This is a genomic window from Spirillospora albida (assembly GCF_000718255.1).
GTDB classification, from domain to species: domain Bacteria; phylum Actinomycetota; class Actinomycetes; order Streptosporangiales; family Streptosporangiaceae; genus Spirillospora; species Spirillospora albida.
Genome location: NZ_JOFJ01000016.1, coordinates 119,854 through 143,638, shown reverse-complemented (window position 1 = coordinate 143,638; position 23,785 = coordinate 119,854). Strand labels below are relative to the sequence as shown.

Annotated in this window: 20 protein-coding genes; 9 read left to right on the top strand and 11 right to left on the bottom strand. The window is 71.9% G+C overall.

Going from position 1 to position 23,785, the window contains the following annotated elements; genetic code table 11:
* Positions 1 to 65: 65 nt before the first annotated feature.
* On the bottom strand, positions 66 to 230 hold the full coding sequence (locus IE99_RS32055) for a hypothetical protein (protein ID WP_157610429.1): 165 nt from the start codon (positions 228 to 230) through the stop codon (positions 66 to 68).
* Positions 231 to 611: 381 nt separating this feature from the next.
* Between IE99_RS32055 and IE99_RS0121380 the strand changes: the two genes are divergently transcribed.
* A complete protein-coding gene (locus IE99_RS0121380) occupies positions 612 to 1,730 on the top strand; it encodes an alpha/beta hydrolase (RefSeq protein WP_030173647.1) in 1,119 nt (372 codons plus the stop codon).
* A 10-nt stretch (positions 1,731 to 1,740) separates the two neighbouring features.
* Positions 1,741 to 3,027: a sialidase family protein gene (locus tag IE99_RS0121375; RefSeq protein WP_157610428.1), complete on the top strand. Its 1,287-nt coding sequence runs from the start codon at positions 1,741 to 1,743 to the stop codon at positions 3,025 to 3,027.
* Here IE99_RS0121375 and IE99_RS0121370 read toward each other — a convergent pair.
* From IE99_RS0121370 to glf, 5 genes are all read right to left on the bottom strand, one after another.
* Positions 3,024 to 4,547 (bottom strand): sulfatase family protein, encoded by a 1,524-nt coding sequence (locus tag IE99_RS0121370; protein WP_030173642.1) that lies wholly within the window; start codon positions 4,545 to 4,547, stop codon positions 3,024 to 3,026. The genes IE99_RS0121375 and IE99_RS0121370 overlap by 4 nt on opposite strands.
* A gap of 103 nt (positions 4,548 to 4,650) precedes the next feature.
* Positions 4,651 to 5,439, bottom strand: coding sequence for an ABC transporter ATP-binding protein (locus IE99_RS0121365; protein ID WP_037559852.1), 789 nt, complete (start codon positions 5,437 to 5,439; stop codon positions 4,651 to 4,653).
* On the bottom strand, positions 5,439 to 6,311 hold the full coding sequence (locus tag IE99_RS0121360; RefSeq protein ID WP_030173636.1) for an ABC transporter permease: 873 nt from the start codon (positions 6,309 to 6,311) through the stop codon (positions 5,439 to 5,441). Before IE99_RS0121360 ends, IE99_RS0121365 begins: the two co-directional genes overlap by 1 nt.
* Positions 6,308 to 8,395, bottom strand: a complete 2,088-nt coding sequence (locus IE99_RS0121355) for a glycosyltransferase (RefSeq protein ID WP_084219748.1) — start codon at positions 8,393 to 8,395, stop codon at positions 6,308 to 6,310. The genes IE99_RS0121360 and IE99_RS0121355 overlap by 4 nt, the downstream gene beginning before the upstream one ends.
* Positions 8,392 to 9,567 carry a UDP-galactopyranose mutase gene (gene glf / locus IE99_RS0121350; RefSeq protein WP_030173631.1) on the bottom strand — a complete coding sequence of 392 codons (1,176 nt, stop codon included), beginning with the start codon at positions 9,565 to 9,567 and terminating at the stop codon, positions 8,392 to 8,394. The genes IE99_RS0121355 and glf overlap by 4 nt, the downstream gene beginning before the upstream one ends.
* 252 nt (positions 9,568 to 9,819) lie before the next feature.
* On the opposite strand from glf, the gene IE99_RS33205 reads away from it, so the two are divergent.
* The 3 genes from IE99_RS33205 to IE99_RS0121335 are packed head-to-tail and all read left to right on the top strand — an operon-like array spanning position 9,820 to position 15,272.
* Positions 9,820 to 11,076: a hypothetical protein gene (locus IE99_RS33205; RefSeq protein WP_169744463.1), complete on the top strand. Its 1,257-nt coding sequence runs from the start codon at positions 9,820 to 9,822 to the stop codon at positions 11,074 to 11,076.
* Positions 11,073 to 12,005, top strand: coding sequence for a glycosyltransferase (locus tag IE99_RS33200; RefSeq protein ID WP_030173625.1), 933 nt, complete (start codon positions 11,073 to 11,075; stop codon positions 12,003 to 12,005). Before IE99_RS33205 ends, IE99_RS33200 begins: the two co-directional genes overlap by 4 nt.
* Positions 12,006 to 12,035: 30 nt before the next feature.
* The gene (locus IE99_RS0121335; RefSeq protein WP_157610427.1) at positions 12,036 to 15,272 is read left to right on the top strand and encodes a sialidase family protein; all 3,237 of its coding nucleotides are present in this window, start codon (positions 12,036 to 12,038) and stop codon (positions 15,270 to 15,272) included.
* Here IE99_RS0121335 and IE99_RS0121330 read toward each other — a convergent pair.
* Positions 15,269 to 16,204 carry a glycosyltransferase gene (locus IE99_RS0121330; RefSeq protein ID WP_051712958.1) on the bottom strand — a complete coding sequence of 312 codons (936 nt, stop codon included), beginning with the start codon at positions 16,202 to 16,204 and terminating at the stop codon, positions 15,269 to 15,271. The genes IE99_RS0121335 and IE99_RS0121330 overlap by 4 nt on opposite strands.
* Positions 16,205 to 16,305: 101 nt before the next feature.
* On the bottom strand, positions 16,306 to 17,733 hold the full coding sequence (locus IE99_RS0121325; RefSeq protein WP_030173616.1) for an LCP family protein: 1,428 nt from the start codon (positions 17,731 to 17,733) through the stop codon (positions 16,306 to 16,308).
* A 100-nt stretch (positions 17,734 to 17,833) separates the two neighbouring features.
* On the opposite strand from IE99_RS0121325, the gene IE99_RS0121320 reads away from it, so the two are divergent.
* Together IE99_RS0121320 and IE99_RS30570 are read left to right on the top strand one after the other, a co-directional pair.
* Positions 17,834 to 18,775: a DUF6177 family protein gene (locus tag IE99_RS0121320; protein ID WP_245623298.1), complete on the top strand. Its 942-nt coding sequence runs from the start codon at positions 17,834 to 17,836 to the stop codon at positions 18,773 to 18,775.
* 177 nt (positions 18,776 to 18,952) lie between these two features.
* A complete protein-coding gene (locus IE99_RS30570; protein WP_051712954.1) occupies positions 18,953 to 20,293 on the top strand; it encodes a hypothetical protein in 1,341 nt (446 codons plus the stop codon).
* A gap of 61 nt (positions 20,294 to 20,354) precedes the next feature.
* Here IE99_RS30570 and IE99_RS0121310 read toward each other — a convergent pair whose 3' ends face one another.
* The 3 genes from IE99_RS0121310 to IE99_RS0121300 all read right to left on the bottom strand — a co-directional run bounded on the left by IE99_RS0121310 (position 20,355) and on the right by IE99_RS0121300 (position 22,866).
* On the bottom strand, positions 20,355 to 20,789 hold the full coding sequence (locus tag IE99_RS0121310) for a hypothetical protein (protein WP_051712952.1): 435 nt from the start codon (positions 20,787 to 20,789) through the stop codon (positions 20,355 to 20,357).
* A gap of 52 nt (positions 20,790 to 20,841) precedes the next feature.
* A complete protein-coding gene (locus IE99_RS29575) occupies positions 20,842 to 22,506 on the bottom strand; it encodes a MinD/ParA family ATP-binding protein (protein WP_245623297.1) in 1,665 nt (554 codons plus the stop codon).
* An 84-nt stretch (positions 22,507 to 22,590) separates the two neighbouring features.
* Complete coding sequence (locus tag IE99_RS0121300; RefSeq protein WP_157610426.1) at positions 22,591 to 22,866, bottom strand: hypothetical protein; 276 nt, start codon at positions 22,864 to 22,866, stop codon at positions 22,591 to 22,593.
* 215 nt (positions 22,867 to 23,081) lie between these two features.
* On the opposite strand from IE99_RS0121300, the gene IE99_RS0121295 reads away from it, so the two are divergent.
* On the top strand, positions 23,082 to 23,483 hold the full coding sequence (locus IE99_RS0121295) for a YbaB/EbfC family nucleoid-associated protein (RefSeq protein WP_030173600.1): 402 nt from the start codon (positions 23,082 to 23,084) through the stop codon (positions 23,481 to 23,483).
* The gene (locus IE99_RS0121290; protein ID WP_030173597.1) at positions 23,480 to 23,782 is read left to right on the top strand and encodes a WXG100 family type VII secretion target; all 303 of its coding nucleotides are present in this window, start codon (positions 23,480 to 23,482) and stop codon (positions 23,780 to 23,782) included. Before IE99_RS0121295 ends, IE99_RS0121290 begins: the two co-directional genes overlap by 4 nt.
* Positions 23,783 to 23,785 lie beyond the last annotated feature (3 nt).

Here is a 23,785-nt window from a genome sequence, read left to right as displayed (position 1 = left end):
TCTTGAGGTCCACACCGAGTACCTGGACCGGCAGCAAGCAGCGTAGATCTGCCCGCAGATCACCATCAGTCAGCTGTCCGGAAAGCGCGGGGCCCCTCATCGTCCAGTGCCCTGAACCGGTCGGACAGGCTCTGGCGGCGCAGCGCGCGAACGCTCATCTCCTTGATCGAGCGGGCGTGGCGGAGGGTGAACTCCTTGGTGACGGAATCGATGACGATCGATCGGGCCAAGGCTCACAGCTCCTGGGCGAAGCGTTTCTGCATGCGCGCGAACGCCGGCGAGCAGGGAGATCACGGCGGGGGCTTACAGGTCGGGCGGGAGCACGAACGTCCCGCCAGTTCCGGAGAACCAGAACGCCTTCTGGAACAGGGACACGGCACTGACGAGCAGATTCGCCAGATACAGGCCGAGCACCCAGCCCGGCGCGTTGACGGTCGACGCCCTCCAGGGAGTGCGCCACCCAGCAGGTTCAGCAGGCCCAGCACAAAGTGCACAAGCGATACCACCCACCACCAAGGCTGTCGAAGACAACTCCGGACGGCATCACATGGCGGACAAGACCGGTAATGTCCGATGTCCGGGATGACCTTGAGCGAGGGTGAGGAGCCTGTGTGTCGCTGACCGGGTGGCCGCTCATCTGCCTGCTGATCGTGGCCGTGCTCGTCGCGGTCACAGCCACCTTCCGGGGCTGGCGCTGGCTCGGCCGTCCCGGCCTCCGGAGGGCGGGCCTGCGCGTCGGCGCCTTCCTGCTATGCCAGGTTCTTCTCGCTCTTTCGGTGTTCGCACTGGTCAATCGGCACTTCGGCTTCTATGCGAACTGGACCGAACTCGCCGGGGCCAGCGGCCTCGACGGCGGTCATGTCGTCCCGGGGGAAGGGAAGGGCGGCGCGGGGGTCAGCGCCGAACTGATCAAGCGAGAGCCCGACATGCCCATGGACGGCCCCCCGGAACGCGAAGGCAGGCTCGACACGGTCGACCTTCGCGGCGTCCGGTCCGGACTGCACGCACGCGCCTACGTGTACCTGCCACCGCAGTACTTCGAGAAGACCGCCGAACAGCGCCGCTTTCCGGTCGCGCTCGCCTTGAGCGGCTACCCGGGGGCGCTTCGCAACCTCATCACCCAGGTCAAGGTGCCGCAGACGGCGCGGGAAGAGATCAAGGCGGGGCGCGTCCGGCCCACGATCTACGTGCTGCTCCGGCCGTCCATGGTGCGGGGTCGCGACACCGAGTGCCTTGACATCCCCGGCGGCCCGCAGACCGCCACGTTCCTCACGCAGGACGTGCCCGAGGCCGTCCGCTCCGCGTACCGGACGGCGGATGATCGCCGAGGCTGGGGCGTCTTCGGCCTCTCAACAGGCGGTTACTGCTCGCTGAAGCTCGCCATGCGGAACTCCAGCGTCTTCTCCGCCGCCGCGTCCCTGTCCGGCTACTACCGCGCCATCAAGGACGTCACCACCGGCGACCTCTACGGAGGGAGCCAGGCCGTCCGCAACGAGAACGACCTGCTCTGGCGGCTGGGCAATCTGCCGCCGCCTCCCATCTCCGTCCTGGTGACCACGAGCAGGGTCGGCGAGCAGAACCGGGAGGGGACGGAACGGTTCCTGGCACTGGTCAAGCCCCCGATGCGCGCATCATCGCTCGTGCTCGAAAGCGGCGGACACAACTTCCAGACCTGGAACCGCGTCCTGCCGCAGGTCCTGCGCTGGATGAGCCAGAGCCTGACAGCCTGACGAAGTGCACATGTCACCGCGAAAGCGGACGTCGCGCGGGGCAGCCCTGGCTCTGGCCGTCGTCCTCGCGCTCGCCGGCTGTACGGCCGGCCGGGCCGAGACCCCGCCGGCGAAGCCCTGGACGGGCCGGACCGTCGCGGCGTCCCCCGCCGCTTCTCCACCACCTCGGTTCCTCGGGTCGCCAGAGCGTCTCCTGGACGAACGGGAGGCGATGTATCCCAGGCTGATCCGGCTCCGGGACGGCCGCATCCTCCTCAGCGTCGCCACGTCGTCGGGTAAGGGCATCACCGACATGGCGCGGATCTACGAGAGTGCCGATGAGGGACGCACGTTCCGTCCGCTGGCGGATATCCGCGACCCGGCGGCGTCCGAGGGACGCGGCGGCTGCTGCGGCAGCCTCCTGGAGCTTCCCGGGCCGTCCGGTGCGCTGCTGTGGGCGGGTGTGGCGGGGATGAAGAACCACGCACCGGGCCGCCGCGCCGAACTGCGCGTGTGGCGCAGCCTCGACGCCGGCCGGACATGGGCCTACCTGTCGAGCTGCGCGATCGCCTCCGACGGAACCCCCTGGAACCGGGGGCTTTGGGAACCCGAGCTCACCATCGACGCTCGAGGTCGCCTCGTCTGCTATTACGCCGACGAGACGGAGCCGGGCCATGATCAGGTCATCGCCGCGGCCGTCTCCACGGACGGCGGCGTGACCTGGACCTCCCGGACCGTCGTCGTAGCCCCCGGCCGCCATGACCGGCCCGGCATGCCAGTGGTGCGGCGGCTCGCGGACGGTTCGTACCTCATGGTGTACGAGCTCTGCGGGCGGATCGAGGGCGTTGCCTGCGCAGTGCATCTACGCCGGTCCACCGACGGCTGGAACTGGGGCGCCCCAGCCGGTCGTGGCGCCGCGGTCAGAACCGTGGACGGCGGCTACCTCCACCACGCACCGACGCTCGTATGGGCTCCCGGCGGCGGTCCCGCCGGAAGGCTCCTTCTCGTCGGCGGGCTGCTCCGGGACACGCGCGGGAAGCTGGCGCGGCCGGCCAGCGGCGAGACCATCCTCATGAGCACCGACGGAGGCCACGGGCGCTGGTTCCAGCACCCGGCGCCGGTGCGGGTGGCGTTCTCCGTGCGTCCCGACCACTTCGAGGTCGTCTGCGCCAACTACAGTTCGTCGCTGCTGCCGCTGAGCGGCGGCGCGGGCCTGCTGGAGGTCGCCACCAAGCGCTCCAAGGACGGACGCTGCCGGGCGTTCATCGCCACCGCACCGCTCCCCCTGGCCGCAGCCCCGGACAGGACGCAGGGCTAGAGATCGCGGCAGTTCGCGCCGCGGCACGTGCTGTAGGACGTCACCAGGGAATGCAGCTCGGCCTTGCGTGCCGCCGGGGTCTGATTCCACATGTTGCCGAGCTCCCACGGGTCCCGGGCGCGATCGTAATACTCCCGGTCTCCGTTCTCGTACTCGACGTACAGCTCGCTCGCCGTCCGGACGGCCTTGTACGTGGGCGGATTACCGCCGTGCTTCTGCGGCAGGTCGGGGTCGTCGCTGGCGTAGTTGGGGCCCTTGTGCTCGATGTACGCGGTGGTACGCCAGTTCGGCACCCGCTTTCCCAGGAGGAGCGGCGCCAGCGACCGCCCGTCCACCTCGTTCGGCGGAGTGAGCCCTGCGAGTTCCTGGAACGTCGGACAGATATCGGTGTTCTGCGCGAACCGCGTCTCGGTCTGTCCGGCGCGAACACCCGGCCCGGCAACGATCAGGGGAACGCGGACGTCGGTGTCGTAGGCGGTCAGCTTCCCCTCGACGAGACGGTGCTGACCGAGGTGGTAGCCGTTGTCGGAGTTGAAGACGAAATAGGTCTGGCCGCCCTGCCCTTTCGCCTGCACCGCCTGCTCCAGGGCACCGATCATCCGGTCGATCGACTGCACCGCCCGGACCCGCTCCCGGAACGCCGCGTCTATGGCGCGGATGTGCCGGGGCTTCAGCCGCGGGTACTTACGCAGCCAGCCGGGCTTGTCACCGATGTCGGGCTCGTTGAAACCGGGTGTGCGGGGCGCCCGGAGATGCGGGAACGACCGGGCGTCCTGCGGTGCCGGCGTGGCAGGCGCATGCGGCGTGAACGTCGACATCGTCAGTAGGAACGGCTGATCGGCGTCGGACGAGCGGTTGATGAAGTCGACGCCCTTCGCCGTGATGACGCTCGTCAGGTAGTCCTGGGGAGCGCGCCCGTAATAGGTCAGGGCGCCGTTGCCGTTGAGGTTGTAGTTGTAGTTCCCGTACCCGAGCCCGGTGACCTGCCACTCGGTCCACCCGGGAGGCACATGGGTTCGCGACGCCCCCTGCTCGTTCGTGGGCTCGTAACCGTTGAGGTATTTGCCCATCAGCGCGGTGCGGTAGCCGGCACCCTGCAGCGCCGTCGCGAAGGTGGACTGCTCGTTGCCCTTGTCGCGGAACACCTCGAACCCGCCCAGCGGCGGGTCGTTGGTGAGCACGCCCGTGTTGTGCGGGTACTTGCCGGTCAGGATCGTCGCCCGGGACGGGCAGCACAGCGTGTCCGCGACGAAGTAGTTCGAGAACGTCATGCCGCGCTGCCGCAGCCGCTTGACGTTCGGCATGTGGTCGACGAGATCCCACGAGAGGTCGTCGGTCAGCACGTACACGATGTTCGGCCGCTCGGGCTTGACCCCGGGAGTCGCCGAGACCTTCCCGCGATCGGCCCCGCCCCTTTCACGGGCCGAGTCTCCGGCGCAGCCGGCGAGCAGGACGCCGAGCGCGAGCCCGCCGCCGAGAAGAGCGGCCGACCACCGTCGCCGCAGCCTGGCGCCGAGCATCACGCACCTTTCAGACCCGTTGGGAGCTTCATGATCGAAGCAGACCGGCGGCACCAGGGTATGGCACACCCCGACCTGACCAGCTGCCACGCGGATATGACGGTCAGCGGCCGGCTTCGGCGGGGCGGGAGTGGGCCGGTTGCGTTCCGCGGCGTTCCTGGCGTTTGCGCACCAGAAGGTCGGTGGCGGTGGCTATGTCACCGTCCCACAGGACGCGTCCCTGCTCCAGGAAGACGCCGCGTGTGCATAGCTGTCGGAGCAGTTTCGCGTCGTGGGCGACGATCACCATCGTGCGCCCGCTGGCGCGGTACTCGTGGAGCCGTTCGATGCACTTCTGGCGGAACAGCGGGTCGCCGACGGCGAGGACCTCGTCGATGAGGAACACGTCGGGGTCGGTGTGGACTGCGATGGAGAACGCCAGCCGCATGAACATGCCGGACGAGTAGAACCGGACCGGCTGGTCGAGGAACCGCCCGATCTCCGCGAACCCCACGATCGAGTCGAACTTCCGCAGCGTCTCGGCGCGGTCCATGCCGAGGATCGCGCCGTTCAGGAAGACGTTCTCCCGGCCGCTCAGATCGGGATGCAGGCCCGCGCCGACCTCGATCAGGCCTGCGATGCGGCCGCGGACGCGAACCGTCCCGGAGTCGGGCGGCATCACCCCCGACACGATCTTCAGCAAGGTGCTCTTGCCGGAGCCGTTCACGCCGAGGAGCGCGACGGCCTCCCCGACACCGATGCCGACCGACACCTCGTCCAGCGCGGTGAACCGCTCGCGTAGCGTCTCGCGGCGCAGCGCCCGGACGGTCATGTCCTTGATCGAGCGGGCGTGCCGCAGCGTGAACCGCTTGGTCACGGAGTCGACGACGACCGCAGGCGGAGTCCCGGTCATCACAGCTCCTCCGCGAAGCGTCGTTGCAGCCGGGCGAAGACCAGCTGGCCCAGCACGAGCAGGCACACCGCCCCGGCGAGCGAGATCAGCGCGTCGCGGGTGAGGTTCGGCGGGAACGCGGCGGACCCGCTGGTCGTGGGCCACCAGAAGGCCCGCTCGAACAGCAGCACCGCGTCCACCAGCGGGTTGGCCAGGTACAGGTCGAGCGCCCAGCCGGGCGCGGTGTCGCGGACGACCGTCCACGGATAGATCATCGGCACGGACCAGGTGACGAACAGCGTCGTGATGTCCACGACCTTCTCGGTGTCGCGGTAGAAGACGTGCAGAGCCGCGCAGATCAGGCCGAGGCCGATGCCGAGCGTCGCCGTCAGCGCGAACCCGAGCAGCGCCGAGCCGACCGCCGCGAACGAGAACGTCCAGCCCCATACGAGCGCGACCGTCAGCACGATCGCCAGGCCCGGCAGCAGGTGGACGCATGACACCAGCAGCGACGCCACCGGGAACAGCTCGCGCGGCAGGTACACCTTGCGGACGAGCGGAGCGTTCCCCACCACCGAGTGCGTCGTGTTGATCAAGGTTTCGTTGAAGAACGAGACCAGCACCAGCGCCGAGAACATGAAGATCGGGAAGTGCTCGACCTGCTCGCTCATTCGCAGGAAGATGCCCGCCACGAAGAAGAACACCGCGAAGTGCGCGGCCGGCCGCACGTACGACCAGCCGAGCCCCAGCAGCGATCCCTGGTAGCGGGCGCGCAGTTCCCTGCGCACGATGAGCCGCAACAGGTAGCGGCGGCGGACGACCTCGCGCAGCCCGCCGCCCCGTCCGGGGTCGACGAGCTCCGGATCCGCCGCCGACTCAGCGGCCACGGTCATCGCTGCTGCCGCGCCTTGTCGAACGTCTCGCGCCACTCGTCCTGCGAGGTCAGAACCGGCAGCGCGGCCTTGTAGCGGCGGCTCAGGTCCTCCCAGTCCTTGCCGAGCCGGGCGTGCAGCGCCGACGCGCGCCGGATCAGCGACCAGAACCGCTGCGGGTCGCGCTGGTACCACGCCACCTTCGTGCCGTCCGCGGACGAGACGAGCGCGCTGTTGAACTTCGTCAGCAGCCACCACGTCTGGTCGACGTGCGGGACGAGCGCCTCCGGATGCGTCTTCGGGAACGACCCGACCGGCTTCACCTGGCGCGCCGCGCCCAGCAGCGCCGTCTGGATCATGGCACGACGGTTCCTCGGCGGGACGACGTCGCGGCCCTTGCGCGGCGGCTTGCGGCGCCGCACGGCCGGGAACTCGTCCAGATCGGGCTTTGCCTGTGCGTCCACGAACCGCGACCGCAGTTCCCGCAGCTCGCCCATCTTCGTGATGATCGACGGGTGCAGGTCGTCCGGGCCCTTGAGGGCGTCCTCGATCGCCATCAGCATCAGCTCCGCCGTGGAGTACTGCATGGCGAGCGCGTGCTTGATGGTGATGAACAGGCTCTCCTTGAGCATGTTCCCGCCGCGCTCGTACGGGGAGTACAGCAGCGCGGTGATGATGCGGTTCCGCTCGGTGAAGTACGACTGCCAGTCGGTCATGACGTCCTTGGAGTGCCAAGGGACGTGCCACACCGCCGCACCCGGCAGAGACACCGTCGGGATGCCCGCCGCCTTGGCCCGCAGCCCGTACTCGATGTCGTCCCACTTGATGAAGAACGGCAGTGACAGGCCGATCTTGTTGATGACCTCGACCGGGATCAGGCACATCCACCAGGCGTTGTACTCGACGTCGGCGCGGCGGTGCAGCCATGGCGTGTGGCGGAGCGGATGCGCGGCCAGGTCGTGGCCCATGTGCGTGTGCGGGGCGGGCACCATCCACCAGCGGTAGCGGGCCACGGTCTCACCGAACACGTGCAGGATCGACCGGTTGTAGAGGTCGAGCATGTGCCCGCCGACGATCATCGGGCCGCGGGCGAGGTCGGCGAACGTCACCGAACGCAGGATGCCCTCGGGCTCCAGGATGACGTCGTCGTCCAGGAGCAGCGCGTAGGTGCTGCGGCCGGACTCGACGGTCTCGTGCATGACGCGCGCGAACCCGCCGGAGCCGCCGAGGTTGGCCTGGTCGATGATGCGGAGCCGGTCGCCGAGCGCGGCCGCGGCCGCAGGGAAGTCGGGGTGGTCCTCGACCCGGTCGGTGCCCTGGTCGACGACCAGGATCTCGTCCACGGCGTCGAGGACGTCACCCGCCGCAGCGAGCGCGGTGAGCTGCTCGACGCAGAACTTCGGCCGGTTGAACGTGGTGATGCCGAGCGTGGCGGTGCCCGGCGTCGTCCGCTCCGTCACCGCGCACCACTCCGCGCTCTCCAGCACGGCGGTACGGCCGTCGGCGATGATGTCGAACCAGTACCAGCCGCCGTCGATGAAGGGGGCGAGCGGCAGGTCGACCGTCTCCTCCACCGGCGTGTCGGAGTCGACGTGCAGCGACTTGATCCGCTCGAGGTGCCCCTTGCCGGTGGAACGGTAGATGAGGATCGTGGCCTCGCCGCGGACCCGCAGCCGCAGCCGGACCTCGTCGACCGTGCTCCACCGGCGCCAGTACCCCGCGGGGAAGGCGTTGAAGTAGGTGCAGAACGACACCCGCACACCGGACGGCACTACGATGCTGCGCCGACCGATGATCTCGGCGCTGTCCTCCTTGGACGACGGCTTGAACGACGACGCCGCTCGCACCGCGTCCCCGTCCTGCTCGGCGAGCACCTGCTCGGCGGCGCTATCGAGGTCCGCGGCGCGGCGGCCGAACACCGCGTTGCCGTCCACGTAGAGGCGCAGCACGTCCAGGTCTCGCTCCGCGGGCATCACGACGCGGTGCAGGACGCGCAGGCCGTCGTCCACGGCCGGGGGCTTCGCAGGGCTCTTCGCCTTCGGCTTCGCCGGTGTCCTCGCCTCGGTCTTGGCCGGGGCCTTCGTCTCGGTGGGCTGCTCGGTCATCCGTCCACTCCTCCGCTGATGAGCGGCGCACCCTCGATGAAGTGGGGCCGCAGCCGGTTGTCGACCATGCTCAGGGCGCTCGCGATCGCCATGTGCATGTCCAGGTACTTGTAGGTGCCGAGGCGTCCGCCGAACAGAACGCCGTCCTCGCGCCGTGCCATCTCGCGGTAGCGCCGCAGGCGCGCGCGGTCGTCGGCGGTGTTGATCGGGTAGTACGGCTCGTCGCCCCGGTCGGCGAAGCGGGAGAACTCCCGCATGATGACGGTCCGGTCGTCCGGGTAGTGCCGGCGTTCGGGGTGGAAGTGCCGGAACTCGTGGACGCGGGTGTACGGGACGTCCTCGTCGGCGTAGTTCATCACCGGGCAGCCCTGGAAGTCGCCGGTCGGCTTGACCTCCAGTTCGAAGTCCAGGGTGCGCCAGCCCAGCTCGCCTTCGCCGAAGTCGAAGTAGCGGTCGAGGGGGCCGGTGTAGACGACCGGGACCCGCCCGGCGAAGTCGTCCCGGACGTCGAAGTAGTCGGTGCCGAGACGCACCTCGATGTTCGGGTGGTCGGCCATCCGCTCCAGCCACGCGGTGTACCCGTCGACGGGCAGGCCCTCGTAGGTGTCGCTGAAGTACCGGTTGTCGAACGTGTACCGGACGGGCAGCCGCGTGATGATCTCGGCGGGCAGGTCGAGCGGGTCGGTCTGCCACTGCTTGGCCGTGTAGCCCCGGATGAACGCCTCGTAGAGCGGCCGCCCGATGAGCGAGATCGCCTTCTCCTCGAGGTTGCGCGGCTCATGTCCGGCGATCTCCGCGGCCTGCTCGGCGACCAGCGCCCTCGCCTCGTCGGGGGAGAACGCCCGGCCGAAGTACTCGCAGATCGTGCCGAGGTTGATGGGCATCGGGTAGACGCGGTTCTTGTACGTCGAGTAGACGCGGTGCTGGTAGCCGGTGAAGCGGGTGAACCGGTTGACGTACTCCCAGACCCGCTCGTTCGAGGTGTGGAACAGGTGCGCCCCGTACCGGTGGATCTCTATGCCGGTGTCGGGGTCGTCCTCGCTGTAGGCGTTTCCGCCGATGTGGTCGCGCCGGTCGAGGACGAGCACGCGGAGCCCGAGTTCTTCAGCGCAGCGCTCCGCCACGGTCAGCCCGAAGAACCCGGATCCGACCACTACTAGGTCAACGTTCACATGTCATCTTTCTGCGACGCCCCCGTCACATCATCAGAACCAACCCCGCCGGGGGGAGCTGCCGGGGATTGTTGAGAACTTTGCGATGATTAGCGATGCTGCGCGGCTAAGATACCGGCGCCTCCGCGGTATCCGGGCCGGAACCGGCGTGGTTGGCCGGAATCCGCCGCTCAGGCGGCATCTCGATGTTCCGTGACAACCGATCTCCACCGACAAGCGACGTCCCCCCGTGAGCGAACAGGAGTGAGCCGGGTGGCAGTGCCCTCCGACGCCCCGCCGATCGTCTACCTGCACATCGGCGCCCCCAAGAGCGGGACGACGTTCCTCCAGGACCTGCTCTGGCGGAACGTCCAGGCGCTCGAGGCGGAAGGCGTGTTCCTGCCGGGCGGTTCCTTCGGCGGGCAGGTCGAGGCGATGCGCGACCTCCGGGGACTGGAGCCCGAACCCGGTCAGCCGCAGGCGAACTGGGAGGGCGCCTGGGACCGGCTGGCTGACGAGGTCAAGGCGTCCGGCGCCCGCGCCGCCGTCATCTCGAACGAGGTGATCTGCGCGGTCGACGCCGCGGGCGCCGAGCGGGCCGTCCGGTCCCTGGCACCGTGCGAGGTGCACATCGTCTATTCGGCGCGGGATCTGCCGAGTCTCCTGCCGTCTGAATGGCAGGAGTACATCAAGCACCGCTACCACTACGACTTCGACCAGTGGCTCCGCGAAGTGATCGACGATCCGGGCGGCGAGGGCGCCGGCGACTGGTTCTGGCGGGTGCACGACATTCCGCAGGTCCTCGGCCGGTGGGCCGTCCACGTCCCGGCCGACCGGATCCATGTGCTGGCCGTCCCGCGTCCCGGGGCGCCACGCGAACTGCTCTGGGAACGCTTCGCCGGCCTGATCGGCATCGATCCCGCCCTGGCCGACCTGGACGAGCTCCGCGCGAACGCCTCCCTGAGCTGGACCGAGACCGAACTGCTCCGAAGGGTCAACGGCGCGGTCGGGGACGAGGCGCCGATGTGGCTCTACCACCGGTTCGTCACCGACGTGCTCGCGTTGCAGGTGCTCCCGGGGCTCGGGACGCCGGGGCGGGTGCCGCTGCCCGCCGACCGGGGCGCGTGGGCGGCCGAGAAGGCCCACGAGTTGATCGACTCGATCCGCTCGTCCGGATACGACGTGGTCGGAGATCTGGACGAGTTGCTGCCGCGCGAACCCGCGGGCCGCGCCGCCGAGCCGGGCGACGCCGAGGTGATCGACACCGCCGCGCACGCCATCGTCGCGCTGCTCGACGAGGTCTCCACGCTCCGCGAGGAGCTCGGCGCGCTGCGCCGGGCGCGCGCCGAGCAGGAGCGGACGGCGCTGCCGAAACTCATGGCCCGCCGTCTGAGCGAGCGCAGCCCCGCCGTCTGGAAGATGCGCGTCGGCTACTGGCACCTCGTCGAGCGCATCAAGGGCATCGAGCCTCCCCCACCGGTCGAGCAGGAGGACGAGCTCAGCCCCGTCCTGTCCCGGCCGCGCGCGTGACGGGCACCGGCGTGGAGCCGCTGGTCGCCGCGGTCGTGGTGACGTACAACCGCCGCGACCTGCTGGTGGAATCGCTGTCCGCGCTGGAGGGCCAGACAAGGCGTCCGGACATGACGATCGTCGTGGACAACGCGTCGACCGACGGAACCCGCGACCTCGTGCGCGGCCGTTTCCCGGACGCCGACCTGGTCGCCCTGCACACCAACATCGGCGGCGCCGGCGGGTTCGCGGCGGGGATCGCCCGCGCCCTCAACCTGAACGCGACGCTGATCTGGCTGCTGGACGACGACACCGTCCCCGAACCGGGAGCGCTCGCCGCGCTGCTCCGGGCGCGTGCACGCTCGTCCGAGCCGCCCGCGCTCGTCGCCAGCCGCGTGACCTGGACCGACGGCCGCGACCATCCCATGAACACCCCGCGCGCAAAACCCGGCGCGTCCCGCGCGGAGCGGGCGGCGGCGGAGGCGATCGGCTGCATCCCGGTGCGTTCGGCATCGTTCGTCTCCGTGCTCGTCGACGCCTCCGTCGTGCGGGAATGCGGATTGCCGATGGCCGACTACTTCCTCTGGAACGACGACTTTGAGTTCACGACCCGCGTCCTGCGCGGGCGGACGGGCCTCTACTGCCCGGAAAGCCTGGTCGTCCACAAGACCAGGACCTTCGGCGGCACCGACGCGGACCCCGGTGACCGCTTCTACTACGAAGTGCGGAACAAGGTCTGGCTGTTCACCCGGAGCCGGTGCCTGGGCCCGGCCGAGCGGGTCCTGTACACCGGTTCGTCGCTGCGCCGCTGGGTCCGCACCTACGCCCGTTCGAGCGACAGGACGACGCTGCGGCGGGGGCTGCGCGCCGGTCTCCGGGACGGCCTGCGGAGCGGTCCCCGTCCGACCGATGAGGTCATTTCGGACGCCATGCGCGGATATGATCCCTGACGAAATCGGGGCCGCAAGGCCAAGGGGAGGATGAGCGTGACTTCGAACGGGACACCGGGCGACGAGCACAACGAAGCCCCTCCCGAGCAGGACGGCCCTGCCGCCGGGGGTTTCGGCGACACGCCGCCCCCGCCGCAGTGGCTGACCGAACAGCAGCCGAGCGGCGCGAACCTGCTGCCCGACGTACCGCCGCCGCCCTTCCCGGCCGATTCCGCCGCCCAGGTCGAGGAATCCGAGACTCAGGTCGACGAGCCCGAAACGCTGGTGGACGAGCCCGTGGCCGGGCCCGCCGCCCAGCCGGGCGAGGAGCGCACGCAGGTCTTCTCCCGCGACGAGCACCGGCCCGCCGCCGAGGCCCCGGCGGGGGTCGAGCCGCCGCCCCTGCCGCCGTTCCCGGGCCCGGCCGGATCCCCGGCTCCTCTGGCCTTCCCCTACGCGCAGCCGATCCCCGGGGTGCCCGCCACGCCGGCCCAGCCCGTGTCTCCGCAGCCCGTGGAGCCGCCGACACAGGTGGACGACGCGCAGGCCGCCGAACCGCCGCAGACCGTGGTGGAGCCCGTGCAGCCACCGCAGACCGTGATCGAGCCCGTGCAGCCGGCCGCGCCGCCCGCCCCGATGCCGTCCGCGCCGGCACCGTTCCCCTACGCCCAGGAGATCCCGGCCGGCCCGCCGCCGCAAGCGGCCTCCCCCGAGCCCTTCCCATACGCGCAGGAAATTCCGACCGGCCCGCCGCCGCAGCCCGCCGGTTCACCCGAACCGTTCCCCTACGCGCAGGAGATCCCCGGCGGTCCGCCGCCGCAGCCGTCCGCGCCCTTCCCGTACGCGCAGGAGGTCCCCGGGGGCCCGGTACCGCAGCCCGGCGAGGTCGTCGCCGTCCAGCCCGTGGCGCCGCCGCCCGTCATCGAGGAGCCGTGGCGAACGCAGGGCAAGCCCAAGAAGCAGAAGAAGCAGAAGCAGAAGGGCGGCGGTTCCGGCCGCGGCAAGAAGATCGGCTTCGGCCTGGTCGCCGGTCTGGCCGCGGCCGCGCTGGTCGCCGGCGGCGCGTACGTCCTGCTGGGCGACGGGTCCGGCACCGCTGAGAAGGACGGCGGCGCACGGCTCGCGGGCGCGGTGTTCGCGGCCGATCCCGCCGCCCGCTTCGACGGGCGGGATCAGGAACTCACCGACGTCGCCGCTGCCGGCACGACCGTGGTCGCGGTGGGCAACGAGACCGACCCCGCCGCTCGCCGGGGCGTGTTCCTCGTCTCGACCGACGGCGGCCGCACCTTCAAGGGCGCCGGGATCGAGGGCTCCGGCGATGAGCCCCTCACCACGGGCGTCCCGGAGCACATCGCGGGCGGCCCGCAGGGCTGGGTCGCGATCGGTTCCCGCCCCGGCGGCGGCGGCGCCGTCTGGACCAGCAAGGACGGCGCGACCTGGCAGCGCCAGCCCAACACGGTCGGGGACGCCTTCGGCCCCGGCAACCGCGTCGCACGGGTCATCACGACCGACCGCGGCTTCATGGCCGTCGGCGAGAACTCCCGCAAGCGCGACTTCAGCGACTCGGTGCCCGCCGCCTGGTTCTCCGCCGACGGCCGGACCTGGCAGGCGCTGACGGGTCCGCAGGTCGGCATCCCCGTCCGCGGCAAGGTCGTGCTCGAGGACGCCTCGTCCAGCGGCGGCGTGCTCCTGCTCCGCAGCCTGCACGCGCCGAACCCCGGCAAGCCCTCGTTCCGGCGCGTGTGGAGCTCCACCGACCAGGGCCGCACCTGGACGCCGGCGAAGGTCCCCGCGCCGAAGGGCACCCGCGACCTCATCACCGGCGGCGGAAAGGCCGGGCTCATCACCGTCCGCGAGGTCAGGTCCGGGAAGAAGGTGTACGGGCGGGCCTACGTCTCAGCCAACGGAATCCACTGGTCGGAGCGCGGCGAGCTGGAGCCGTCCGGCTACCGGAAGGTCTGGCGGTTGATCGGTACCGACGACGGCTTCGTCGCCCTCGTGGACGCCGGTCGCAGCCCGCTGATCCTGCGCTCCTCGGACGGACGCTCCTGGAAGGACGCCGGCAAACTGGCCGACGGTCGCGGCCTGGCCGGCATCACCGCGACGGGCGCCCAGACGATCGTGGTGGGCCGAACCCAGGGCGACAGCGATCTGAACGCGATGGTCACCGTGCGGGACGCGTCCGGCACGGAGGTCCCGGTCGACCCGGCCAAGATCTCCGGCGCCTTCCGGCCGGACCGGGCGGTCACCGCGGTCGCCGCCAACGCCACCCAGGCGGTCGCGGTCGGCAGCACCGGCGGCGACGCGGCCGTCTGGACATCGTCCGACGGGACCACCTGGAGCCGCGGCGCCGTCACCGGCGGCATCACCCGGCCATCGCTCCAGCGGCTGAGCAGCGTGGCGACCGGCGGGGCGGGGTGGCTCGCGGTCGGCAGCGGCGGCGGCTCACCCCAGCGCCCGCTGGTGCTGACGTCCGCCGACGGCCGCGCCTGGCAGGCCGCCGACACCATCCCCATGTTCACGCAGCGGGGCTCGCAGAACCTCACCACCTTCGGCGCCGCCGCCGGCCCCGCCGGTTACGTGGTCGTCGGTGAGGACGGGTTCTCCGCGGCGACCTGGTTCTCCACCGACCTGAAGACGTGGCAGCGCGGCAGCGGAGCCGGTCGCAACGACCTCACCGTCAACGGCAGGAGCAACCGCTGGCTCCGCGCGGTGGCGGCCGGTCCGTCCGGCTTCGTCGCGGTCGGGGGGTTCACCGACCCGCGGGCGCGCGGCGACCGCGGACAGCGCCCGGCCGCGTGGACGTCCTCCGACGGCAAGAAGTGGACGATGCGGCAGCTCACGCTGCCCAGCGGCCTCACCGACGGCTCGCTGACCCAGGTCGCGGCCAAGGGCGGCACGCTCGTCGCCGCAGGTCAGGCCAGTGGGACGGCCGGCTCGGCGCCCTTCGCCTACGTCTCCGCGGACGGCGGCGCCACCTGGCGCGAGAGCAAGCTGCCGGCTCCCGCTTCGGCGACGGAGTTGTCCGTCCTGGCCCTCGCGGCGACGGCGAGCGGGTTCGTGGCGGCCGGGACGTCCGGGCGGCCGGGGGCGGCGGACGTCGTTTCGTGGACGTCGGCCGACGGTGTCGTGTGGGAGGCGGAGACGCCCGGCGGTACCGGGCTCGGCGGGGACGGGGACCAGCAGATCACCGGGCTCGCCGTGTTCAAGGGCAGTGTGCTCGGCGTGGGCCGGACGGCGGGCGCCGAGGACGAGCAGCCCGTCCTGTGGAGCCGTCCCGCTCCCTAGACCGGCGGGACCTGCTCCGTGGACGGCGGGCGGGCGTGGCGCGGGACGTACGGTGTCGCGGGCTGCTGCGCGGGCTCGGCGGCCTGGCGGGAGCGGTTGCGGCGCGCGCCGTAGGTGGCGACGACCGCGCGGTAGAAGGGGCGGCGGATCGCGGTCGGGACGAGGCGGTAGCCGCCCCGGACGACCACGTTGCGCCAGTACTGGGGCAGCGTGATGAAGCCCTCGCCCAGCATCGCGCGCTGCAGGCGCAGCTCGGAGCGGAGCAGGTCGCGGCCGCCGCGCCGCTCGTAGGCGCCGTCCCCGACCCGGTAGTAGACGAGGGGCTCGGGCACGTTCACGACCCGGGCGCCGTTCGCGATCATGCGGGCGAACAGCCAGTAGTCCTCCATCAGGGGGAGGTCGCCGTAGCCGCCGGCGGCGATCACGGCGCTGCGCCGGTACACGACCGTCGGGTGGTTGAACGGGTCGTGCAGGCGGGAGTAGCGGGCGATGTCGGCGGGGTCGCTCGGCGGGGTGCGCTCGCCCACGATGTCGCCGATGTCCGTGCCGAACTCCAGCAGGCCCGCGCCGACGAGGTCGGCGCCCGCCCGGACGAGCGGGACCTGGACGCGGAAGCGGTGCGGCATCGCGATGTCGTCGGCGTCCATCCGGGCGACGATGTCGTGGCGGGCGGCGTGCAGGCCGGCGTCGAGGGCGGGGCCGAGGCCGCCGTTCACGCCGATGGAGACGTAGGCGACCTCGACGGGGCTGGCGGCGACGAGGTCGCGGAGGGAGCGCTCGAGCTCGGCCGGAATGGGGCCGTCCTGCACGAGGACCACCTGGTCGGGGCGGAGTTCCTGGTCGTTCACCGCACTCCGGAACGCGTCCCGGACGTACTCCACGCGATCGCCGCCGTAGACGGTCATGAGGAGGGTGAAGGGTTCGGGGAGCATGATCCGTTCCGGGGGGTGGGGAGCGGGGGGGTGCAGTCCTAATTGGGACGCTTTGCTCGGGTTGATGGTTTGCGGGCGCCAAGATACCCATGTGGCGTTACTTATTGTGCCGTGCACGGATCGCGGTCGGCCCGGATCTCTCCGTCGATTTTCGGAACGGCCGGCTTCAACGCCCGCACGGCCGCCCCGTCCCCACCGATGATCAGGTAGACGTGGCCGGGCTTCCCGCGCGACCACGCGCGCGGGGGGTGGCCCGGGACGGCGATCGCCATCCGGGCGGCCTGCCGTTCCGCGCCCGGCCCGTAGAGGATGAGGGTGCGGGCCGTCGGCCCGCGGGTGCCGATCTTGACGACCTGGAACCCGCGCCCGGTGAGGACGTCCGCGGTGCGCCGGCCGAGTCCGGTCGACCTGGTGCCGTTGTAGATGGCGACCTTGACCTGGGACGGCGGGACGGGCTGCACCTTCTGCGGCGCCGGTGAGGGCTCGGCCGCGGGCGGCTGGTCGTCCTGCCGGATCGACTCGAACAGCGGCGCCGCGAGGGCGGCGTTGAACTGGACGCGGTTCTTGTCCTGCGGGTACGCCTGCACCGGTACGGTCACGAACCGCACCTTCCCGGCGCTCATGCCGCGCAGGCTCTCCGCCAGCCTCTGCATGACGGACACGGTGAGCTTGTCGTCCGCCTTGATGGACTTCGTGACGGCGGACAGGAACTTGTAGGTGCGGCCGGGATCGGTCAGCATCCCCTTGTCGGTGGCCTTCTTCACGACCGACGCCATGAACGCCTGCTGCCGCTTGATGCGGGCGAGGTCGGAGCCGTCCCCGAGCACGTACCGCGTCCGGACGTACCCGAGCGCCTGCTCGCCCCGGACGATCTGGCGCCCCTTCCTCAGGTGCAGCTCGGCCTTCGGGTCGTCGATGGGCCTCGGTACGCAGATCTCGACGCCGCCGAGCGCGTTCACGACCCGCTTGAACCCGCTGAAGTCCACCTCGACGTAGTGATCGATGTGGATCTTCGTGAGCGCCTCGATGGTCTTCCACGTGCAGGCCGGGCCGCCATTGGAGTAGGCCGCGTTGATCATGCCGAACTGCGGCGGGACGACGCCCCTCTTCGTCTTGCAGGACGGCATCTGCACCATCGAGTCGCGCGGGAAGCTGATCCCGATGGCGTTCTCGCCGCCCGGCGAGATGTGCAGCAGGATCGTCGTGTCGGACCGCCTCCCCGCCTCCACGCCGTACCGCGCGTTCTCCCCCTCCCGGCTGTCGGAGCCCATCAGCAGGATGTTGAGGGAGTCGTTCAGCTTCGCCGGACGGTTCGTCCCAAGCTTTCCCTCGACGTTCTCCCGGTCGATCTGGGAGTCCAGCCGCCGCATGAACCCGTACGCGGTGAGGCTGCCCGCGACCAGCAGCACCGACAGGGCGATCGACAGCCCGCCGAGCACGCGCCAGGCGCGCGACCGCACCGGCGGCTCCGGAGGCGGTGGCGCGTCGTCCGCGAAATACACGCGGGGCCGGACGGCGGTTGGCTGCATCCGTAACATTTCAGCACACATTGGACAGCCGTCACCTGGGTCGCGCCAAACTCCCTCCACCCCTGGAGCACGGCGCCGCGCCACTAGACTCCGGGGCAGGATGAGCACCGTAGACGCACTGACGGACCAGGCCATGGTCGTCCTCCAGGACCGCCCGGTCGTGCCGCTGAGCCCGTGGCTGAGCCGCGTCCTCGACGAGTGCGCCGGCAACGGCCGGACCCTCCAGCTGGTCACGCCGATGGAGTCCCGGCTCACGCTGCCGCTGCGCACCGCCGCGTCGGGCGCCGCCGCGCAGTGGGTCGTCCGCGACGGCGACGGCTACTACGAGGGCCTGTCCGGACGCCCGCTCAAATGGACCGGCGCGACGTTCGCCCCCGTCCCCGAGGCCCGCGACTACGCCCCCGGCTTCACCACCCGGCCCGCCGCCGCGCTCGGCTCCCAGCTCACCCTCGTCTACCGCACCCGCCACGGCGACGGCGACCTCGCCGGCCCCATCGAGCGGCTCCTCCAGCTCCTCACCGGCAGGCCCCCGGCCGGGCTCGGCCACGCCGAACCCCTCGAGCACCCGTGGCGCCGCGAGCGGCTGACCGAGTACGCGCGGGGCCGCGCCGCCGCCAAGCTCATCGTCGCCGGGGACGGCCCCCGCCCCGCCCAGGCGATCTGCGAGTTCACCGCCACCGGCGACGGCGGCGCCGCCGAGGTCAGCTCCGTCACCGTCGGCTACGCCGCGGACGACCCCCCGCCGATCCAGCACCTGCCGTCGCTGATCGGCGCGCTCACCGCCGAGCAGCCCGTCGCGTCCCTGTTCGTCCAGCTCACCCCCGGTCGCCCCGACCTCACCACCGAACCCCGCTGGACGGGCGCCCCCGCCCCCGTCGCCCTCGCGGTGGCCGGAGCGGTCGCGGGCCCGCCCGGCCAGCCCGGCCAGACGGTGGGCCACCCGAACACCCCTCTCACCCTGTTCCCCCTGGGCGACGGCCGCTCCCCGGACGGCTGGCAGCGCCACGCGGCCCTCATGCAGCACCTGCGGTCCAACGGCTGACGCCTCCCCGCCGGGAGCGGCAGCGCGGGCGCGTCCGCATGCCGCCCGCCAATGATCGGCTGGCACCCGCCCCTACAATGCCGGGGACTTCTCAGCCCCCCGGCATCGAAGAGGAAGCCCGTGTCCCAGCCCCCCGGCTCACCGTTCCCTCCCCCGTGGGAGCCCTCAGGACTTCGGATGGCCAAGCCGTTCGACTCCGTGTCCAGCGGCGGGGAACCGGTCTACGACCGCCCCCCGGTACCGGAGATCCTGCGGGAATCCGTCGTCCAGTATTTGGAGAAGGCTCCGATCGTGCTGTCCGCGCGCGGCTTCGACACCGACGTGCTGGACCCCGACCGCGCCTCCAACGTGCCGCTGGCCTTCCACACCGACGGCGTCTGGGTGTGGCCCGGCGCGGTCGGCTACTACCTGAAGAAGCACGGCGTCCCGCCGCAGCCCGAGCTCCTGGAGCACATCAAGCTGGCGGGCTTCCAGGTCCCCGAGGTCGCCGAGGAGGCGAAGGACGCCGCAGTCCGGCTCGTGACCGGCGCTCCCGACCCCGCCGAGCAGCCCGCCGCGCAACCCTCCGCGCCCGCGGCCCCTCCCCAGGGCCCGCCCACCCCGCCGCCCATGCCCGCCGCCGCCCCCGGCGGCTTCCCCGGACCGGCTCAGCCGCCCCCCTACGCACCGCCACCCGCCTACGCGCCCCCCGCCTACGCTCCGCCGCCGGCGTACCCCGCCCCCGCGTTCCACCAGGCGCCGCCCGTCGCTCCGGGCCATCCCGTCCAGCCGGTTCCCGCGCCGCGCAAAGGCCGGCCGGTCGTCGGCGTCATCGCCGTGGTCGTCGCCATCGCGCTGCTGCTCGGCGGGAAGGTCCTCACCACCGCGGTGCGCAAGGCGCTGAAGGGCGACTCGTCACCGGCGGCCGTGGACGTGACCCCGATCGTCCCGCCGGGCGCGCCCGGCGGGAGCGGGCCCGCGGCCGGCGGCCGCGTCGTGCAGTCCCTTCCGGACGTCTGCCGGACCATCCGGACCGTGCTGCCCGCGAAGGCGCGGGGCCTGACGGTCGAGCCGAGCAGGACCAGCGGCCCGGACCGCCGCGCCTGCGAGGTGCAGCGGCTGACCTCGGCGTCCGGGCGCCATCTCAACGTCGAGGTCGCGACCAACACCTCCCTCGGCGGCGCGAACGACGCCCCCGCCCGCGCCGCCAGGGAGTTCACGAGCATGTGGGAGAACGCGGGCGATCCCGAGTACCACAGCGGGCGCGAGCGCCTGGAGGGCCTCGGCGACGAGGCGTTCTCCAGCCGCATCCTCAGCCCCATCGTCTACGGACCGGACGAGGCGAGCGCGAAGACGTACTGGCTCGGCGGCGCCGACATCGGCGTCCGCAAGGGCAACGTCACCATCTCGATCACGTGGCAGCTCGCCGACGGGTACCGGGCGCGCGGCAGGACACTGGAGGGCGGGTACCCGCCCTACGCCACCACCAAGAAGGAGGCGGTGGCGGTCGCTCAGCGGATCCTCCAAGAGATCGGCTGACCGGACGTTCGGGGGGCCGGGCACGGAGCGGTCACCGGTGGCCGGTGAGAGCGACGCCGCCTCAGCCGATGACGCCGTCCTGGTAGGCGGCGCCGCCGGCCTGGCTCTCGGACGCCCGCCAGCTCCGCGCCGGGGCGTCGGCCGCACCGTCCGGGTACACCGTTCCGCCCAGCCAGTGCACGAGCGAGTCGGCGAACCTGCGGGCGACCCGCGTCGCCTCCGGGAGGTCGGCGACCGCGCGGACGTCCACCCACCACACCGGCGCGACGGCCCGCGCCGCGAACTCCGGGCCGAGCAGCCGCCCGATCTCGCCCTGCACCGCCACCTGCACCGGCTCCTCGATCGACACCAGCAGCCGGCCGTCCGCGTCGTACAGATGCGTCGCGCCGAGGTCCTCCGCGCGCAGCTCGAGCGGCTCGCCCATGGCGATCATGCCGTCCGCGATGGCGTGCACGTCGGGGCGGCGCCGCACCAGTGCCACCAGGTCGCTGCTCATCGCACCCCTCCCGGGGCGAGCGCCCGCGAGAACACCTCATGGACGATCTGGGTCACGCCGTCCGGGCGGCCGCGGAGACGCGGTCCACGTCCACGGGCCCGCCGGTGGCCAGCTGCCGGTCGTAGGGGACGAACACGACGGGCAGGCCCCACGCGGTCAGCATCTCGTGCGCCCGCCGGAGGTCGGCGTCCACCTGCGGCGCGTGCGACACCATCGCGATGATGCTCCGCGGCAGCAGCTCCTGCTGGTTGTTGGCGGCGAACCACTCCAGCGCCCCGCGCGCGCTGAGCGCCCCGTCCACCGTGCCGGGGGTGACGAGTACCAGGCCGTGCGAACCGGCGATGACGCCCCGGTTCACCTCGGTGAGGATGCCCGCACCGCAGTCGACGACCGTCGCCGCGACGTACCGGCTGACCGCGCTGAGGGCGGTCTGGAAGGTGTCCAGCGTGAACTCGCCCGCGATGCGCCCCCCGCGCGTGGACGACAGCACGTACAGCCCGTGGGGCGTGCGGGTCAGGAAGCGCTCCGCCTCCTCGAACGTCCGCGGGGGCTGCGCCGCCAGGTCGAACAGCGACAGCTGCGGCCGGACGCCGAGACGCAGCGGCAGCGATCCCAGCTCCGCGTCGGCGTCCGCGGCGAGGACCCGGTCGGCCCGGTGCCGGGCCAGTTCGGTGGCGACCAGGGCCGCCATCGTCGTCTTGCCGGCGCCGCCGCGCACGCTGGCGATCGCGATCCGCCGGGAACTCGGCACCGGCCGCTGCATCAGCTCGGCGAACGCGGCCCGGTCCCGCGCCTCGCGTCCCCCGCCGCCCATCGCGTTGCGGACGCCGCGTCCCATCCGGCGGGCGAGCGGGTCGCCGTGGCGGCTCCTGCGGACCAGGTCGACCGCCGGCATCGGCTGACCGTCGGTCTGCCGATCGGGCGCGGCGGGCTGCGCGGGCGCGGCCGCCGCGTTCCCCGCGTCCCGCCGCTCCGTGTCCTCGGTGTGCGAGACCGCGCCGAGGACGGGGTTGACGGCGGACTCCCAGTCGAAGTCGGACTCGATGAGCGAGTCGGCCTGCGCGGGCGGGGCCGGCGCGTCCGCCACCGGCGGTGCCTGCGGATGCGGCGACTGTACGGCCGACTGCTCAGGGGCCGGTGGCTCGGGCGCCGGTGGCTCAGGGGCCGCGGGTTCGGGCACCGGGAACGCGGGCGGCGGGGACGCGGGTGCCGGTGGCTCGGCGGCCGGGAGTGCGGGCTCCGGGGGTGCGGGCGCCGGCTGCGCGGCCGTGCGCTGCTCGGCGTCGTGCTGCGCCGGCCCACCGTGCCAGGGGACCGGCTGCGGCGCGGCGTGCTCGGGTGCGGGACGGGGAGCGGTGGCCTGCTGCGCGACGGCGTTCCGGTCGGCCGCCTGCGGCTGCGGGATCAGCGGGGCCGGTTCGGGGGCCGGCGTCCGGCCGGGCGTGCCCGGCATCGGACCGGCGGCGGGGGTGAACGGCGGGGCGGTCGCCCGCTCCTGCGCACCCGCACGCTCCGCCGTCGCGGGCGCAGGGACGGGCGCGGGCACGGGCTCCGCGACGGGTGGCTCGGGCCGCTGCTCGGAGGCCGGACCGGGGGGCACCTCGGCGCCCCGGGCCTCCCGCGCCGTGCCGTCCGGTGTCGCGTCGAGCGTGCGGAAACCGCGCCGCGCGACGCCGAGTTCACGCAGAACCGCCTGCTGCCAGCTGGAGTCGGACACGTGCCTCCCCTCTCACCGGTCAGCCTACGAGACGCCCGTCATCGCACGCACCGGGACGGGCATCGGCCCGCCGCGAACCCCCGGTCAGCCGCTCTCCCCGGACGCCGCGTTCCGGCGCGCGATCGACGACTCGTACGCGGCGAGCATGCGCTCACCGCCGGGACGCAGCTCGAACAGGATCCCGCGGTCGCCCTCGTAGGGGCCGCGGTGGTCGAACCCGCCCCGGTAGATCTCGTCCGGGATCCGCTCCGGAAAAGCCTCGCAGTAGGGGATCCACCGGTCGAGGGACGTCGGGGCGTCAGGATTGGACCTCTTCTGGAGCCGCACGCAGGCGTCACAGATGTTCGGTCTTCTGCGCATCGTTCGCCACCCTTCCTGATCGCCTTCGCGTGCCGCGGACGCGCCGCGTCGCCCGCACGCAGTGTTCCACACCGTCGCCCCTGCCCCCAGCCATGCGGACCTTCCCGAACAAGTTGCGACACACCTGTAAATAGCCGTATAAATGTGCGATCTCTGTGTCTGTGATCGTGCGCGGTCGCGGGCTCTTTCAGCTCCCGACGAACAGAGGGGTGTCTGTGCGCGCTGAGTGGCAGGCGCATATCGACGAGCTCCTGCAGACCTACCAGGAGAAGCGCCGGCAGATCCAGGAGATGCAGTCCCGCCTGGAGACGATCGAGGCCGAGGCCGAGGCCGCCGACGGCATGGTCCGCGTCAAGGTCGACCGGCAGGGCCGGCTGACATCGCTGGAGCTGGACCCGCGCGCCACCCGCAGGCTCGGGGCCACCGAGCTCTCCGAGGCGATCATGGAAGCCTCCCGGGACGCACAGGCGCAGGTCGCCGACCAGATGCGCGCCGCGATGCAGGGCGTCGCCCCCGAGGGCGCGGCCGACGCGGGCTTCGACATCACCAAGCTGCTGCCGGAACGCCCCCACGACATCGAAGCCGTCCGCGCGCGCCTCGGGATCCCGCCGCTATGACGTACGACCACCTGGAAGTCGACACCGAACGGCTGCAGCGCGCCGGCACGGGCTTCCAAGACGGCGCCACCCAGCTGAAGGCGATCTTCGACCGGCTCAACGCGGCGCTCAGCGCGGAAGGCGAGTGCTGGGGCGCGGACGAGACGGGCAAGACGTTCGCCGAGGGCTACAAGAAGCCGTCGGAAAACGTCCTCGGGAGCTTTCCCAAGCTGCAGAAGGGCTTGGAGGGCATCAAGAAGGGCGTCGACCAGATGGCCAAGACCTACAAGGCGGCCGAGGACGCCTCAAGGCTGAAGTGAGCT